The following is a 13,978-nucleotide window of genomic DNA, read 5'->3' as shown; positions in this document are numbered from 1 at the left end:
GCGCCGACTATTTGCCGAACTTGCCGGCAATCACCAGCTGGGTCTGGGTCACGATGGCCGCGAGCCTGCCGTCGCTGGCGCGGGTGATGCGGGTCTGCCAGACCATGGTGGTGCGGCCCTTGTGCAATGCAATGCACTCGGCGCGCGCGGTGTCGCCGACATTGATGGCGGCAAAGAAATTCGTCTTGCTTTCAATCGTGGCGGTGGTGGCCCCCTCGGGCAGATTGATGATGGTGGCCGCGCCTCCCAGGTCATCGGCAAGGGCCATGACGGCGCCACCATGCATGTTGCCGTTGCGGTTCCCGAGCTCCGGCCGCACCGGGAGTTCGGCCTCGATCCGGTCGGGCTCGGTGCGGATGATCCTGATATCGAGTAGCTGGGCGAACGGCGGCTGCTGGTCCTGGCGCATGGCGGTCCCGTGTGAACGCGGTCGGATCGCTTGCCATAACCGGGTGCCGGTGAAAAGCGATCAAAGTGCTGATCGGTGTGGTGAAACCCACCGGTCCAGTCGTGCGTATCTCACGATCGCCACGACACGGGGATCGCCATGAAACGCGCCATCATTCTCTATCTCGCGACGCTGATCGTCATGGTGCCGCTCGACTTCCTGTTCCTCGGGGTGCTGGCCAAGGACTTCTTCAAGGCCCAGGTCGGCCCGGCGCTGGGTGACGTCAACATCGTGCCGGCCGCGATTTTCTATCTGCTTTATCCGGTCGGAATGGTGATTTTCGTCAGCTATGCCGCGGGTTCGGACTGGCAGCACACGCTGCTCTATGGCGCGCTGTTCGGGCTGTTCTGCTACGCCACCTTCGACCTGACGGCACTGGCGCTGCTGAAAGGCTGGACCTGGCCCGCGACCCTGGTCGACATCGCCTGGGGGACGTTCGCGACTGCGACCTCCGCAACCTTGGGGCTGCTGATCGCCAACGCAATCCAGCGTCAGGCCTGAGGAACGCTGAAGCGCTCCAGCCAGGCATGCGCGAAAACCAGGTCCTGCTGTGTCAATGCGTGTCCCGCCGGCAGCAATTCCAGCGTCACGTCCGCGCCGGCTTCACCGAGCAATGCCGCAAAATAAGGCGGCCGGTCGGCGGGCACCAGAGGATCGTCCCTGCCGGAAAGGAGCAGCACCGGAACGCCGCTCAGATCGGGGAAAGGGCGCGGATCGAATGGCAGCGATGCCCGCATCAGCAGGGCGCCTGCGATCAGCGACGGATCGTACCGCATCAAACCCCAGCCGATATTGGCGCCGTTCGAAAAGCCGAGCAGGATCGGCGGGGCGAGCTTGTAGGCCTGACGCGCGCGCAGCACGAATTCGGCAAGCTCCGAAACGCGCGCATTGAAATCGTCGATGTCCCACGCCCCGTCGTCATTTCGGCGGAAGAACCGCAATCTGCCGTCTTCGAGAACCTTGCCGCGCGGCGAGAGCAGCGCCGAGCCCGGTGAAAGCATCTTGCCGAGCGGGAGCAGATCGTTCTCGTCGGCGCCGGTGCCATGCAGCAAAAGAAGCGGCGGACGCGAAGCCTCCGCCGCCGGAACAAAGCGGTGCATGAAGCCGAGATCGGGTGCCTGTGCCACGCGTCATGATTGCATGAGCGTAGCGCGATGCGAAGTCCGCTATTTCGGTTGCGGCACGATCCGGATATAGGGCTTCGGCGCCTTCCAGCCCTGCGGATAGGTCTTCTTCGCGTCATCGTCGGACACCGAGCCCGCGATGATCACATCCTCGCCCTGCTTCCACTGCGCGGGCGTGGCGACCTTGTGCTTGGCGGTGAGTTGCAGGGAATCGATCACCCGCAGCACCTCATCGAAGTTGCGTCCGGTGGTCATCGGATAGACTAGGATCAGCTTGACCTTCTTGTCGGGTCCGATCACGAACACATTGCGGACGGTCTGGTTGTCGGCCGCGGTGCGTTTCGTGGGATCGCCGGAAATGGCGGCGGGAAGCATGCCGTAGAGTTTCGACACGTTGAAGTCGGTATCGGCGATCATCGGATAATTCGGCTCGAACCCCTGCGTCTCCTTGATATCCTTGGCCCAGTCGGCATGACGGTCGACCGGGTCGACGGAGAGCCCGATGATCTTGACACCACGCTTGTCGAATTCCGGTTTGATGCGGGCCATATAGCCGAGTTCGGTGGTGCAGACCGGCGTGAAATCCTTCGGGTGTGAGAACAGCACCGCCCAGGAATCGCCGATCCAGTCATGAAAGCGAATTTTCCCCTGTGTGGTTTCGGCTTCGAAGTCGGGTGCGGTGTCGTTGATCGCGAGAGCCATGTTGCTCCTCCATGGGGTCGCGCCTCGAGGCGGGACGCGGCATTGGCTGGGCTCGATGAATGAGCGAGCGCCGAACGGCGCTGCCGGGTATATAAAGGCGCGGCGGAAAAAATTAAGGTCCGCATGTTCTGCTTTCCGCAGCGTGGAGAGACGATTTTTCCCCATGTCCGGCCGGTTGCGGCAAATTTCCTCTGCCCGCGCAGTTTGGCGGGAGCCGAGTAACGCATGGATATCGAGGATCTGCTCTCGCATTTTGCTGTGGCGCTCGGCATTGGTCTCCTGATCGGGATCGAGCGCGGCTGGCGCACGCGCGAGGAGAAGCCAGGAAGCCGCACAGCGGGCGTGCGCACCTTCACCATCATCGGACTTCTGGGCGGGACCACGGGGGTGCTTGCAGAGGCCGCGGGCAAGCCGCTGACCTTAACGGGCGGCCTGGTTATCGGAATCGCCTTCGCAGCCTTTGCTGTCACCTTCACCATGATGTGCCGCGACGAGAATCGCGCCGATGACAAATACTCGGCGACCACCGCGATTGCTGGCATGCTCACCTTCGCGCTCTCGGTCTATGCCATGATCGGCGACATGCGCGCTGCCGGCGCGGCTGCGGTCGCGACGGTCTGCGTGCTCGCGGCTCGAGAACCGCTGCATCAATGGCTGACCAAGATCGAAGAGCGCGAAATCCGCAGCGCACTTGTTCTGCTCGCCATGACCTTCATTGCACTGCCGATCGTCCCCGACGAGCCGATAGGCCCGTTCGGCGGTGTCAATCCGCGCGAAATCTGGCTGATCGCGATCGTCCTCGCGGGGGTGTCGTTTGCCGGCTACGTGGCAGTCAAGGTTCTGGGCTCGCAGCATGGCATCCTGCTGGCCGCTGCGGCCGGCGGGCTCGTTTCGTCGACCGCCGTCACCGCCTCGAATGCGCGCCGCGCCGCGGCGGGCGAGGGAACGCCGCGTCTCTTGGCGGCTGGGGTCGCGCTGGCGACCGCAGTCTCCTTCTCGCGGGTGATTGCGATCGTTGCGGCGCTGAAACCGGAACTGCTGTGGCTGATCGGGCCGGCCCTCGCCGCTGCAATCGTGGTCGCCGTAGGCTATGCGCTGGTCGCGGCCTATTGGCGTAGGAGCGATGCCGGGGAGGCGCAGACGGTCGAATTCAAGAACCCGTTCGGCTTCTGGTCCGTGCTGGGCTTTGCGGTCCTGCTGGCGGTGATCGTTCTGCTGGGGCGAGCGCTTGGCGAGAATCTGGGTGCGGCCGGCGCTATCGCCGGCGCGCTTGCGCTGGGGGTTGCCGACGTCGATGCGGTCACGGTCTCCATGTCGCGCCTGACGCCGCAGCCCCTGTCCCTTCATGAGGCCGCGCTCGCCATTCTCGCCGCAGTTGTGTCGAACAATGTCAGCAAAACCGGGATTGGGATCGTGGCCGGGCGAGGGGCCTTCGCCCTTGAGATCGCCGCCATGGCGTTCCTTTGCCTGGTGGCAGGGGCGGCTGCCTATTGGCTCGCGGCGCTGACGTTCCCGATCAATCTGAATTGACATTTTTGCTGCAGCGCCGAAAAGTCCCCGCAAGAGGGGGCTTTGGTCGCATGTTCAAGCGTATCCTGATCGCCAATCGTGGCGAGATTGCCTGCCGGATCATCAAGACCGCGCGCCGAATGGGCATTTCCACGGTCGCCGTCTATTCCGACGCCGACCGCGATGCCCTGCATGTTGAGATGGCGGATGAAGCGGTTCACATCGGACCTCCGCCGGCCGCCGAAAGCTATCTGCAGATCGAGAAGGTCATTGCCGCCTGCAAGGCGACCGGCGCCGAGGCCGTGCATCCGGGCTACGGCTTCCTGACCGAGCGCGAGGCCTTCCCCAAGGCCCTGGAGGCAAACGGCATCGTCTTTATCGGGCCGAACCCCACGGCCATTGCCGCAATGGGCGACAAGATCGAGTCAAAGAAGGCGGCCGCGGCCGCCAAGGTGTCGACCGTTCCGGGTTACCTCGGTGAGATCGCCGACGAGACGGAGGCGGTGAAGATCGCCAACCAGATCGGCTATCCGGTCATGATCAAGGCCTCCGCCGGCGGTGGCGGCAAGGGGATGCGGATCGCGTGGTCCGAATCCGAAGTCGCAGAGGGCTTCGCGCGCTCGAAATCCGAAGCCAAGTCATCGTTCGGCGACGACCGCATGTTCATCGAGAAATTCATCGTCGATCCGCGCCACATCGAAATTCAACTGCTTGGTGACAAGCACGGCAACATTGTCTATCTCGGCGAGCGCGAATGCTCGATCCAGCGCCGCAACCAGAAGGTCATCGAGGAAGCGCCATCGCCTTTGCTCGATGAGGCAACCCGAAAGAAGATGGGCGAGCAGGCAGTCGCACTGGCGAAGGCCGTGGGATACGACTCGGCCGGCACGGTGGAATTCGTCGCGGGCCAGGATCGCTCCTTCTTCTTTCTCGAAATGAATACGCGGCTGCAAGTCGAGCATCCGGTGACAGAACTCATCACCGGAATCGATCTCGTTGAGCAGATGATCCGCGTCGCCGCGGGAGAAGTCCTTTCGATCAAGCAGAGCGACGTGAAACTCACCGGCTGGGCGGTGGAGAGCCGCGTCTATGCCGAAGATCCGTATCGCGGCTTCCTGCCGTCGACCGGGCGGCTGGTGCGCTACCGTCCGCCCGCTGAATCGCAGAAGGACGGTATTACCGTTCGCAACGACACCGGCGTCTACGAGGGCGGGGAAATCTCGATTTTCTACGATCCCATGATCGCCAAGCTCGTGACTCACGGGCCGGATCGCGCCTCGGCGATCGATGCGCAGGCCGATGCGCTCGACGCATTCTATGTCGGTGGCATCCGCCACAACATCCCGTTCCTCTCGGCGCTCATGGCGCATCCGCGCTGGCGGTCGGGCAATCTGTCGACCGGCTTCATCGCCGAGGAATTTCCGGACGGCTTTCACGGCGTGCCGCCGGAAGGCGAGGTGGCGCACGTGCTTGCGGCGGTTGCGACTGCGGTCGACCATGTCCTTGGGGAGCGCAAGCGCCAGATTTCCGGACAGATGCGCCATCGCCTCGTGATCCGCGAACGCCAGCGCGCGGTGTGGCTGAACCAGACCGAATACAAGGTCGAAGTGACGCGCGCCAACGGTGCCATCGAGGTGGCGTTCCAGAATGGCCAGGCGCACACGCACATGCTGCAATCGGACTGGAAGCCGGGTGAGCCGGTATGGTCCGGCCTGGTCGACGGCAAGCCGGTGACGGTGCAGATCAGTGCGGTGCCGAATGGTTTCGATCTGGCGTTTCGCGGGGCACAGGCGCGCGCTTTCGTCTATACCGCGAGCGAAGCCGCCTATGCCCGCCTGATGCCGGTGAAGAAGGCCGCCGATACCGGCAAGTCGCTGTTGTGTCCGATGCCGGGCCTGGTCGTCTCCGTCGCAGTCGCAGAGGGGCAGGAGGTGAAGGTCGGCGAGACGCTCGCGGTGGTCGAGGCCATGAAGATGGAAAACGTGCTGCGCGCCGAGCGCGACGGAACCGTCAAGAAGATATACGCGAAAAAGGGTGACTCTCTTGCCGTCGACGCGGTCATCATGGAGTTTGCATAGGGGGAACTTCCGCGGCCCGTTTGCCGTTTCTCCGTAACCGACGCGGAGGCGATCATGACGAAACGCTCGAAACCCGGGCTCCAACACGACATGCCGGATCAACTGCGCCGGCGCGATCCGCGCCCCGACCGCCCGGACTCGCTTCCGGAGGTTGCCGGCGATGTGGCTCATGCCGGCATCAGCCCGGCGCCCGACGGCGACAATCCGCAACATCCGATCCATGACGAAGATGTCGAGGATTTGAGTCCGGAGGACTTCGAGGAGATGATCGACAAGGGTGGGACCCGTGCTGTCGATAAGGTGATCCCGAAATAGCGCTCGTGCGGTCTGTTGCTCCTGCATTGGCGTTCGCGCGCAAGCATGCGAGCATGAGCGCATGAATGTTCGCGAATCGCTCACACCATCCGGCGATCTGGAGCAGGGGCCCTATGCGCTTGCGCTGGCCGGCCTCCTTTTTGGTGCCATTCTCTCGAACATTCTCAGTGCGCCTGCGATCACGACAGGCTTCGGGCTTTGGCCATTCATCGTGACTCAGCTGGTGCTGCTGTGGTTGTGGTACGTGCTGACGGCGAAACGGCTGCGCAATGCCGAACGTAGCGTGCTGGGCGTGACCGCGGTGGCGCTGATCGCACTGATCGCAATCGTGCTGCTTTTCGTGATCCTGCAGTTGCAGGCCGGCGAAGCCAACCCCAGTCTTGCCGGGCCGTGGCTGCCGGCGTCGATCGGCGTCCTGCTCTATCCGTTGGTGTTTCTGCTCAATGTCGTGACCGGGCCGGCGGCCAATCCGCAGGATTCCACGATCGCGGTGCTGTCGCTGTTTGCGCTGGCGCCGCTCCTGCTCATGATCTGGTATTCGGCCTGGGCGGCTATGCAACCGTCCGAATTGCACGCGACCGAGTAGGGATGCTGTATTTTGCCTATGGCTCGAACATGAGCCGCGGGCCGATGCGGCAGCGCTGCCCCACTGCCAGCGAAACAGGTTTGGCGGTTCTGCTCGACCATCGCTTCGCGATCATGGCGAATGGCTATGCGACGGTGGTTCCGGAGGCCGGTGCGGACGTGCACGGAATCCTGTGGCGCATCGGTCCGCGCGATCTCGCTGCACTTGACGCTTATGAGAATGTAGCGGGCGGCCTCTATCGGAAAGCCATGCTCCCTCTTCGGAAGGGAACGACGATTGTGCAGGCGCTGGTCTATCTCGGCAACGACAAGCGGGAAGGGCGTCCGCGCCCGGGTTACATGGCGCTGGTGATCGAGGCCGCGCGCGGCTGCGGATTGCCGGACGATTACATCGCCGGCCTGGCGCGCTGGTCGCCGGGGAGGAGGGGATGAGCGAGCGCGTCATCCGGCGTGTGATCGTGCATGGCCGCGTGCAGGGTGTCGGTTATCGCGACTGGACACGGCATGTTGCGCGCGCTCGCGGCATCGAAGGCTGGGTGCGCAACCGAAACGACGGGAGCGTGGAGGCAGTTTTTGCGGGAACCGGCGCGGGCGTCTCGGACATGATCGGCGCGTGCCGGAAGGGCCCGCCGAGCGCTGTGGTGACTGACATCGAGGAGCACGACGCGGTCGTGTCAGATCTCGATTTGCGCCGCGGCACGGAGCGTTTCAGCGTGATCGCCACCGTGTAGCGCGCCGAATAGCGGCTCGAATTCCGTCTTCAGCGCGGCGTCGAGATCGGCCATCGCCATCGGCAGGCCGAGATCCACCAGGCTCGTTACGCCATAGCGCTGCTCGCGCACCCCGCACGGCACGATCCCGGAAAAATGCGACAGGTCCGGTTCCACATTGATGGCGAGGCCGTGCAGCGACACCCAGCTTTTCAGACGAATCCCGATGGCGGCGATTTTGTCCTCGTGTCCAGGACCCTTGTCCGGCCGGCGCACCCAGACCCCGACACGGTCGTCACGACGCTCGCCGATGACATTAAAATGCAGCAGGGCCCGGATGATCCATTCCTCCAGCGTTGCGACATAGGCCCGTACGTCCTGACGGCGTCGCTTGAGGTCGAGCATGAGATAGACAACGCGCTGCCCGGGACCGTGGTAGGTCATCTGGCCGCCACGGCCGGTCTGATGAACCGGGAAACGGACATCCAGCAGGTCCGCGCCGCCAGCGCTCGTTCCGGCGGTGTAGAGCGGCGGGTGTTCGACCAGCCAGACCAGTTCGCTGGCACGGCCGGCCGCGATGTCTGCGACCCGCGCGTCCATTACGGTCAAAGCCGCGTCATAGGTCAGTAATCCGCGTTCTACCCGCCATTCCGCGGGCGGACTGCCGGGGCGGGCCGCGAGGCCGTTTGCGAGGGGACTGCGCGCGTTAACCATCGATTCACCATAGCATGGTGACGTGTCAGGACCGATCCGGCGTCCCGGTCGGCCCCGGAAGGACATAGCCACGTGCCCACCCTCGACAAGGTCTCGCTCGATATTTCGGTTGTTCTCGGCACCTGCCTCATGCCGGTTCATCAGGTGCTCCGGCTCGGCCGCGGCGCCATCATCGAGCTTGATGCATCGGAGGACGACGACGTCAGGATTCTCGCCAATAATCTGCCGGTTGCCGAGGGCAACGTGGTGGTCAGCGGGAACCGGATTGCGGTCGAGGTCAAGCGGCTGCTGCCGAAATCGCCCGATATGCGGTGAAAAGGCCGGGTCCGGAGCCGGTTTCGGCGGCGTCTCGTGGCGTTTGCGAAGGCTATTGCGGCTCTTGTCGCTCGGATATCGATTTGTTACATGCTGCCCGACCTCACGCCGGGTGAACCGGCGCCTTGCCCAAAACGCGGCCGTGGCGGAATTGGTAGACGCACTGCCTTGAGGTGGCAGCGGGTAACACCGTGGAGGTTCGAGTCCTCTCGGCCGCACCAATCTGGCTCGGCTAACAGGCGAGGACGATGGCTCTCGCCCGGCGCTATTGCACGACAGATTCGCGCTCTCGGATGTTTGCGCCGCAATCGCTTCTTGGCCTGGACACCCAAGCCAGGGGGAATTGTCTTTGTGAAGATCTCGGAAACGCAGCAGCGGGCGCGAGCACCTAGCCTGAGGTGCCGGCCGGCAACACCGTGGGCGTTCCAGCGCTCTTGACCGTATGATCCGGGAATCGATGCTCTGTCTGAGCGGGACCGGATGTCTGCACCGGATGGACCGGGTTTGCGCTCGCCACCCGATCCAGCACCGGAACAAGCCGCGGATGCAGGTGCGCATCGCGGCTCTTGAGGAAATTGATCAGCACCATCTCGTTCTCGTGCAGGTGGCCGCCGCGGCCGATGCGGTTGGCGGCCCACAGGATTTCGTCGTCGCTTGCGCGCGCCCTGGACCAGCGATCCGCGGATGCAGCATCACCGGCCGGCTCCTGGTAGGCGTCCCAGACCGCTTCCAGTCCGCCAGAGACCATCCGTCCCATGAAGTCCGCCACACCGGCGGGCGGCGCGTTGAGCCAGGCTTCGCGCCGCAATGCTTCCTGCCGGGTGGGCACCTGATACCCTGATCCCGCCATCAGGAAATTCGCCAGCGCCTTCACAAACAGGTCGGACCAGGAGGGATCGTTGAGCGAATGCTCGGTTTCGTCGTTGATGTCGAACAGGACCTCAGCTTCCGGCAGGGTGACCGCGATGTTGCCGTCGCCGCCGAACGCATACAGGATGCGCCGGACCAACTCGGTCTCGTGATCTTCCACCGTGCCGACATTGCATTTTCGCCGGGCGCCGACCGGACCTGCGCCGGTAACGACCCCGATCTTCACCTGCTCGAGCGCAAAGCGCACGAGGGCGACCGGGCTTTTCTGCGCGCGTTCGAGCACCTTGATCAGCAGTTCCAGCTCGCAGTCGGTGTCGACATGCCCCGAGCGCGCGATCCGGTGCATCAGCCAAGCGGCATTGTCCTCGGAGACATAACCGGAGGGCTGCGCCTGGCTGACGACGTAGTCGGTCAGCGCTTCAATGAAAAAGCCGGACCATGCGGCTTCGGCCTTGCCGCGCAGCCGATCGTTCAGCATGAAGGCCAGTTCCGCATCGGCCTCGGTGACGACGCCCTTCATGAATACGCGCCGGCGCAGCGCCAATACATCGTCCACCGTGATGGCGTCGCGCGCCAGGATGGATTGAACGTGTTCGCTGTCGGGCATCGGCCGCATCCGCGTATTGCTTGTCGGCCGATTGTCTCCGCTTTGAATTGAGTTTCGACTAAGGTTGAAGGTAAACGGATTGCGCGTTTCCTTCAAAGAAATGCATCCGGTTCGGTAACGGTTCCGCAAGCCTGCTGTTGTCACTGACCGCGGCGGCGCATACAAGCTGCGCGACCGCGCCAGGGCGCGTGACGTTGCAGGCACGATATGGTCGAGCGGGACGCGCAGGCGAGGGAACGGGATCATGCCGACACGCGCGCGACCGATGACGACTTCCGCGATGAAAGCGGCGCGATTCGGGCCGACTATCTCGAACGCGTCACGGATGCGATCCGCCATCACGACAGTGCGGTGCTGCGCAACGTCGTCGGCGAATTGCACGAGGCCGATACCGGCGACCTGATCGAGGCGCTTGATGCGGATCTGCGGCCGCAACTGATCGAGTTGATGGGCAAGGATTTCGACTTTTCGGCACTGACCGAGGTCGATGACACGGTCCGCGGTGAAATTCTCGAGGAACTGAAGCCCGAAACCGTCGCGGAGGGCGTGCGCGAGCTCGATTCCGACGACGCCGTCTACATCCTGGAAGACCTCGACCGACAGGAACAGGTTGAGATTCTGAGCCAGCTGCCCGCCGGTGAGCGGATCGCGCTGGAACGCAGTCTGCTCTACCCGCAAGAATCCGCCGGTCGGCGGATGCAGACCGAATTCATCGCCGTGCCGCCCGACTGGAATGTCGGGCAGGCGATCGACTATATGCGCGAAACCGTCGATCTGCCGGATCGCTTCTACGAGCTCTATATCACCGATGCGGTGGGCAAGTTCCTCGGCGCCGTGGCTTTGGACCGTTTGCTCCGCACAAAGCGCCCGGTTCCGGTTATCGAGCTGATGGACGAGGACCGCCGCAGGGTGCGGGCGACCGACGATCAGGAGGAGGTGGCCCGGCAATTCGAGCGCTACAACCTCGTTGCCGCTCCGGTGGTCGATGAGGACGACCGGCTGGTCGGCGTGATCACCTTCGACGACATTGTCGACGTGATCGAGCAGGAAGCCGAGGAGGACATCAAGGCGCTCGGCGGCGTCAGCGCCTATGAAGAGCTGTCCGATTCGGTCTGGGATATCGTCAAGGCGCGCTTTCCGTGGCTTCTTGCCAATCTCGGCTGCGCGCTGCTGGCCGCCTGGGTGATCGGACAATTCTCGTCCTCGATCGAGAAGATGGTGGCGCTTGCGGTGCTGATGCCGATCGTTGCCTCGATGGGCGGCAATGCCGGAACCCAGACGATGACGGTTGCGGTGCGCGCGCTGGCGACGCGCGAATTGTCGGACGCCAATGCATGGCGCGTGGTGCGCCGCGAGCTGCTGGTCGGCATCATGAACGGCATCGGGTTTGCCATCATCATGGGTGCGGTGGCGGCGGCCTGGTTCAGCATCACCGATCTGTTTCTGGTGATGGGCCTCGCGATGCTCACCGTGCTGGCGGCGGCCGCGCTGGGTGGCATCGTGATCCCGATCCTGCTGACGAAGCTCGGCGTAGACCCGGCGGTGTCGTCCGGTCCGTTTGTAACGACGATCACCGACGTGGTCGGCTTCTTCGCGTTTCTCGGAATTGCGACAATCTGGTTCGGGCTTGGATAGCTATCGGGGCGCCGCCAGCAATACATCGAGCGCGAGCGCGGTATCGGCAGCCCGAACCGACATTGGATCGAGCAGGCTCTGCCCGAACAGAAACGAATAGACCATGACGGCGCGGGCGGCGGCTTCGCGCTTCGGCCAGCCGAGCCGCTCGAACAACACAGCGACAAGCCGCAAGCGCTCGGAATCTACCGACCGCACCGCGGAAGCCGCTGCTTCATCGTTGCGTGCCATCGCCCGGATCGCAAGCTCGATCGCAAGTCCGCGGGCATTGCCTCTCCGCGTGTAGAGATCGGCCAGCCGGCGGAGCGCGAGCGCGGGATCGCCGTCAGGCGGCGCCTGCTGGCGGATTGCAGAAATGCGGCCGCTGGCCCAGTGCGAAAGCATCGAGTCGATCAGGGCGCGACGATCGGCAAAGTGCCAGTAGAAGCTTCCCTTGGTCACGGCGAGTGCCTTGGCCAGCGGTTCGACCCGCACCGCGTCAATTCCGTGGGTCGCAAGCGCATCGAGCGCGGTTGCGACCCAGGCTGCTGCATCCAGCGGGCCCGCGCGCGGGCTGGCCTTCGCCACGGCGATTTTGGTGCGGCTCACCAGACTTGACTCCATCCATACGGTACCGTATTGAAACATACGGGTCCGTATGGGTCAAGCGAGGTGACCGGGATGAGCGCGTTCAAGCCCCGCAACAAGCACTGGGAAGCCCGCGTGCGCGAGAGCTTTGCGCGGCAGGCCTTCATGACATTGATCGGCGGCGAGATCGCATCCCTGTCGCCCGGTGCCTGCGCCGTGGCGCTCAGGGCACGGCCGGACCTCTGCCAGCAGCGAGGGTTTCTGCATGGCGGCGTGACCACGGCGCTGGCCGATACCGCAGCGGGCTTCTCTGCCTATTCGCTGATGCCGGAAGGCTCGGCGCCGCTGACGGTCGAATTGAAAATCAATCTGATGTCGCCCGCGATCGGCGATCGCTTTGTTGCCAAGGGCAGGGTGCTGCGCGCGGGCCGGACCCTGACGATCGTCGAGGTCGATGTGGACGCGGAGAGCGGTGCGCAATCAAAGTTGATCGCGCGCATGCTCGCGACCATGATCTGTCTGGAGAACACGTCCGACGCGCCGGCAGAAGCGGGCGGTTGATATTTCGCGCAGGAGGATGCGCCATGATCTCGAATACCTGGACCGGATTCGATTTCGGCCTCGGCGAGGATGTCGACATGCTGCGCGACAGCGTGCGCCGCTTCTCGCAACAGAAGATTGCGCCGCGTGCCGAGGAGATCGACCGCAAGAACGAATTTCCGCGCGATCTGTGGCCGAAACTCGGCGACCTTGGGTTGCTCGGCATCACGGTTGAGGAAAAATGGGGCGGGTCGGGGCTCGGCTATCTCGAGCATTGCGTGGCGATGGAGGAAATTTCGCGCGCCTCGGGCTCGATCGGACTCTCCTACGGGGCGCACTCCAACCTGTGCGTGAACCAAATCCGCAGGAATGGCAGTGCCGACCAGAAGAAGCGCTACCTGCCGAAACTCATCTCCGGCGCACATGTGGGTGCTCTCGCCATGTCGGAACCGGGCTCGGGATCGGATGTGGTGTCGATGCGCACTCGCGCGGACAAGAAGGGCAGCAAGTACATCCTCAACGGCTCCAAGATGTGGATCACCAATGGTCCGCTGGCCGACACCATCGTGGTCTATGCCAAGACCGACGCCACGGCCGGGCAACGCGGGATCACCGCGTTCCTCGTTGAGAAGAAGTTCAAGGGCTTCTCTACCGCCCAGAAGCTCGACAAGCTCGGCATGCGCGGCTCCGATACCGGCGAGATCGTGTTTCAGGACTGCGAGGTGCCGGAAGAGAATGTGCTCGGCGCCGTCGGCAACGGCGTCAACATCCTGATGTCGGGCCTCGATTACGAACGCGTCGTGCTCGCCGCGGGACCGCTCGGGCTGATGCAGGCCGCAATCGATCTGGTCATTCCCTATATCCACGACCGCAAGCAGTTCGGCCAGTCGATCGGCCGCTTCCAGCTCATGCAGGCCAAGATCGCCGACATGTATGTCGGCATGAATGCGGCCAAGGCTTACGTGTATGCTGTGGCGAAGGCCTGCGACGAGGGCCGCACCACGCGCGAGGATGCGGCAGGCGCGATCCTGTTTGCATCCGAGCGCGCTACCCAGATGGCGCTTGAGTCAATCCAGGCACTCGGGGGCAACGGCTATATCAACGAATTTCCGGCCGGCCGGCTGTTGCGCGATGCCAAGCTCTACGAAATCGGAGCGGGGACCAGCGAGATCCGGCGCATGCTGATCGGGCGTGAAATATTCGAGAAGACCAGGTAATCAAAGTCACGACCGATCCATTCGGCACCCGCGACAATCGCT

At 63.7% G+C, this 13,978-nt stretch carries 17 protein-coding genes and 1 tRNA gene; 12 read left to right on the top strand and 6 right to left on the bottom strand.

The annotated features are described in order from the left end of the window. Positions 1-7: 7 nt before the first annotated feature. Positions 8-409 carry a PaaI family thioesterase gene (locus tag AB7F49_RS05295; protein ID WP_428520783.1) on the bottom strand — a complete coding sequence of 134 codons (402 nt, stop codon included), beginning with the start codon at positions 407-409 and terminating at the stop codon, positions 8-10. 138 nt (positions 410-547) lie between these two features. Here AB7F49_RS05295 and AB7F49_RS05290 point away from each other — a divergent pair, with 138 nt between their 5' ends. Then, positions 548-949 (top strand): DUF2177 family protein, encoded by a 402-nt coding sequence (locus AB7F49_RS05290; protein WP_428520782.1) that lies wholly within the window; start codon positions 548-550, stop codon positions 947-949. Here AB7F49_RS05290 and AB7F49_RS05285 read toward each other — a convergent pair. Both AB7F49_RS05285 and AB7F49_RS05280 read right to left on the bottom strand, forming a co-directional pair. Then, positions 940-1,575 carry an alpha/beta hydrolase gene (locus tag AB7F49_RS05285; RefSeq protein ID WP_428520781.1) on the bottom strand — a complete coding sequence of 212 codons (636 nt, stop codon included), beginning with the start codon at positions 1,573-1,575 and terminating at the stop codon, positions 940-942. The two genes, AB7F49_RS05290 and AB7F49_RS05285, sit on opposite strands and share 10 nt — an antisense overlap. Before the next feature lie 39 nt (positions 1,576-1,614). Beyond that, positions 1,615-2,274: a peroxiredoxin gene (locus tag AB7F49_RS05280; RefSeq protein ID WP_428520780.1), complete on the bottom strand. Its 660-nt coding sequence runs from the start codon at positions 2,272-2,274 to the stop codon at positions 1,615-1,617. A 225-nt stretch (positions 2,275-2,499) separates the two neighbouring features. On the opposite strand from AB7F49_RS05280, the gene AB7F49_RS05275 reads away from it, so the two are divergent. The 6 genes from AB7F49_RS05275 (at position 2,500) to AB7F49_RS05250 (ending at position 7,492) form a co-directional block, all read left to right on the top strand. After that, on the top strand, positions 2,500-3,804 hold the full coding sequence (locus AB7F49_RS05275; protein ID WP_428520779.1) for an MgtC/SapB family protein: 1,305 nt from the start codon (positions 2,500-2,502) through the stop codon (positions 3,802-3,804). A 50-nt stretch (positions 3,805-3,854) separates the two neighbouring features. Next, positions 3,855-5,861, top strand: a complete 2,007-nt coding sequence (locus AB7F49_RS05270) for an acetyl-CoA carboxylase biotin carboxylase subunit (RefSeq protein ID WP_428520778.1) — start codon at positions 3,855-3,857, stop codon at positions 5,859-5,861. 54 nt (positions 5,862-5,915) lie between these two features. Next, positions 5,916-6,176, top strand: a complete 261-nt coding sequence (locus AB7F49_RS05265; protein ID WP_428520777.1) for a hypothetical protein — start codon at positions 5,916-5,918, stop codon at positions 6,174-6,176. Positions 6,177-6,237: 61 nt separating this feature from the next. Beyond that, entirely contained in the window at positions 6,238-6,762 is a 525-nt protein-coding gene (locus AB7F49_RS05260; protein ID WP_428520776.1) for a hypothetical protein, read from the top strand. Positions 6,763-6,764: 2 nt separating this feature from the next. After that, the gene (locus AB7F49_RS05255) at positions 6,765-7,193 is read left to right on the top strand and encodes a gamma-glutamylcyclotransferase family protein (RefSeq protein WP_428520775.1); all 429 of its coding nucleotides are present in this window, start codon (positions 6,765-6,767) and stop codon (positions 7,191-7,193) included. Further along, the gene (locus AB7F49_RS05250) at positions 7,190-7,492 is read left to right on the top strand and encodes an acylphosphatase (RefSeq protein ID WP_428520774.1); all 303 of its coding nucleotides are present in this window, start codon (positions 7,190-7,192) and stop codon (positions 7,490-7,492) included. Before AB7F49_RS05255 ends, AB7F49_RS05250 begins: the two co-directional genes overlap by 4 nt. On the opposite strand, the gene lipB is transcribed toward AB7F49_RS05250, so the two are convergent. Then, positions 7,436-8,185, bottom strand: coding sequence for a lipoyl(octanoyl) transferase LipB (gene lipB / locus AB7F49_RS05245; RefSeq protein ID WP_428520773.1), 750 nt, complete (start codon positions 8,183-8,185; stop codon positions 7,436-7,438). The two genes, AB7F49_RS05250 and lipB, sit on opposite strands and share 57 nt — an antisense overlap. 72 nt (positions 8,186-8,257) lie before the next feature. Between lipB and AB7F49_RS05240 the strand changes: the two genes are divergently transcribed. Continuing rightward, positions 8,258-8,500, top strand: a complete 243-nt coding sequence (locus tag AB7F49_RS05240) for a FliM/FliN family flagellar motor switch protein (RefSeq protein WP_428520772.1) — start codon at positions 8,258-8,260, stop codon at positions 8,498-8,500. Between the two features lie 136 nt (positions 8,501-8,636). Then, a tRNA-Leu gene (locus tag AB7F49_RS05235) sits at positions 8,637-8,721 on the top strand. 167 nt (positions 8,722-8,888) lie between these two features. On the opposite strand, the gene AB7F49_RS05230 is transcribed toward AB7F49_RS05235, so the two are convergent. Continuing rightward, on the bottom strand, positions 8,889-9,977 hold the full coding sequence (locus AB7F49_RS05230; protein ID WP_428520771.1) for a hypothetical protein: 1,089 nt from the start codon (positions 9,975-9,977) through the stop codon (positions 8,889-8,891). A gap of 207 nt (positions 9,978-10,184) precedes the next feature. Here AB7F49_RS05230 and mgtE point away from each other — a divergent pair, with 207 nt between their 5' ends. Then, entirely contained in the window at positions 10,185-11,612 is a 1,428-nt protein-coding gene (mgtE, locus tag AB7F49_RS05225; RefSeq protein ID WP_428520770.1) for a magnesium transporter, read from the top strand. Here the strand turns inward: mgtE and AB7F49_RS05220 are convergent, their stop codons facing one another. Further along, positions 11,613-12,200 carry a TetR/AcrR family transcriptional regulator gene (locus AB7F49_RS05220; RefSeq protein ID WP_428520769.1) on the bottom strand — a complete coding sequence of 196 codons (588 nt, stop codon included), beginning with the start codon at positions 12,198-12,200 and terminating at the stop codon, positions 11,613-11,615. It lies immediately after the preceding gene. A gap of 72 nt (positions 12,201-12,272) precedes the next feature. Between AB7F49_RS05220 and AB7F49_RS05215 the strand changes: the two genes are divergently transcribed. Then, positions 12,273-12,740: a PaaI family thioesterase gene (locus AB7F49_RS05215; RefSeq protein ID WP_428520768.1), complete on the top strand. Its 468-nt coding sequence runs from the start codon at positions 12,273-12,275 to the stop codon at positions 12,738-12,740. Between the two features lie 23 nt (positions 12,741-12,763). Beyond that, the gene (locus AB7F49_RS05210) at positions 12,764-13,936 is read left to right on the top strand and encodes an isovaleryl-CoA dehydrogenase (protein ID WP_428520767.1); all 1,173 of its coding nucleotides are present in this window, start codon (positions 12,764-12,766) and stop codon (positions 13,934-13,936) included. The last annotated feature ends 42 nt before the right edge of the window (positions 13,937-13,978 follow it).

It is taken from the genome of Pseudorhodoplanes sp., assembly GCF_050250235.1.
Classification (GTDB): Bacteria; Pseudomonadota; Alphaproteobacteria; order Rhizobiales; family Xanthobacteraceae; genus Pseudorhodoplanes.
This window is presented reverse-complemented; position numbering and strand designations above follow the sequence as displayed.

What these genes read in the sequence shown, in the direction of transcription:
- AB7F49_RS05295 (WP_428520783.1), bottom strand. Translation starts at nt 409, where the DNA reads ATGCGCCAGGACCAGCAGCCGCCGTTCGCCCAGCTACTCGATATCAGG.
- AB7F49_RS05290 (WP_428520782.1), top strand. Translation starts at nt 548, where the DNA reads ATGAAACGCGCCATCATTCTCTATCTCGCGACGCTGATCGTCATGGTG.
- AB7F49_RS05280 (WP_428520780.1), bottom strand. Translation starts at nt 2,274, where the DNA reads ATGGCTCTCGCGATCAACGACACCGCACCCGACTTCGAAGCCGAAACC.
- AB7F49_RS05275 (WP_428520779.1), top strand. Translation starts at nt 2,500, where the DNA reads ATGGATATCGAGGATCTGCTCTCGCATTTTGCTGTGGCGCTCGGCATT.
- AB7F49_RS05270 (WP_428520778.1), top strand. Translation starts at nt 3,855, where the DNA reads ATGTTCAAGCGTATCCTGATCGCCAATCGTGGCGAGATTGCCTGCCGG.
- AB7F49_RS05265 (WP_428520777.1), top strand. Translation starts at nt 5,916, where the DNA reads ATGACGAAACGCTCGAAACCCGGGCTCCAACACGACATGCCGGATCAA.
- AB7F49_RS05260 (WP_428520776.1), top strand. Translation starts at nt 6,238, where the DNA reads ATGAATGTTCGCGAATCGCTCACACCATCCGGCGATCTGGAGCAGGGG.
- AB7F49_RS05255 (WP_428520775.1), top strand. Translation starts at nt 6,765, where the DNA reads ATGCTGTATTTTGCCTATGGCTCGAACATGAGCCGCGGGCCGATGCGG.
- AB7F49_RS05250 (WP_428520774.1), top strand. Translation starts at nt 7,190, where the DNA reads ATGAGCGAGCGCGTCATCCGGCGTGTGATCGTGCATGGCCGCGTGCAG.
- lipB (WP_428520773.1), bottom strand. Translation starts at nt 8,185, where the DNA reads ATGGTTAACGCGCGCAGTCCCCTCGCAAACGGCCTCGCGGCCCGCCCC.
- AB7F49_RS05230 (WP_428520771.1), bottom strand. Translation starts at nt 9,977, where the DNA reads ATGCCCGACAGCGAACACGTTCAATCCATCCTGGCGCGCGACGCCATC.
- mgtE (WP_428520770.1), top strand. Translation starts at nt 10,185, where the DNA reads ATGGTCGAGCGGGACGCGCAGGCGAGGGAACGGGATCATGCCGACACG.
- AB7F49_RS05215 (WP_428520768.1), top strand. Translation starts at nt 12,273, where the DNA reads ATGAGCGCGTTCAAGCCCCGCAACAAGCACTGGGAAGCCCGCGTGCGC.
- AB7F49_RS05210 (WP_428520767.1), top strand. Translation starts at nt 12,764, where the DNA reads ATGATCTCGAATACCTGGACCGGATTCGATTTCGGCCTCGGCGAGGAT.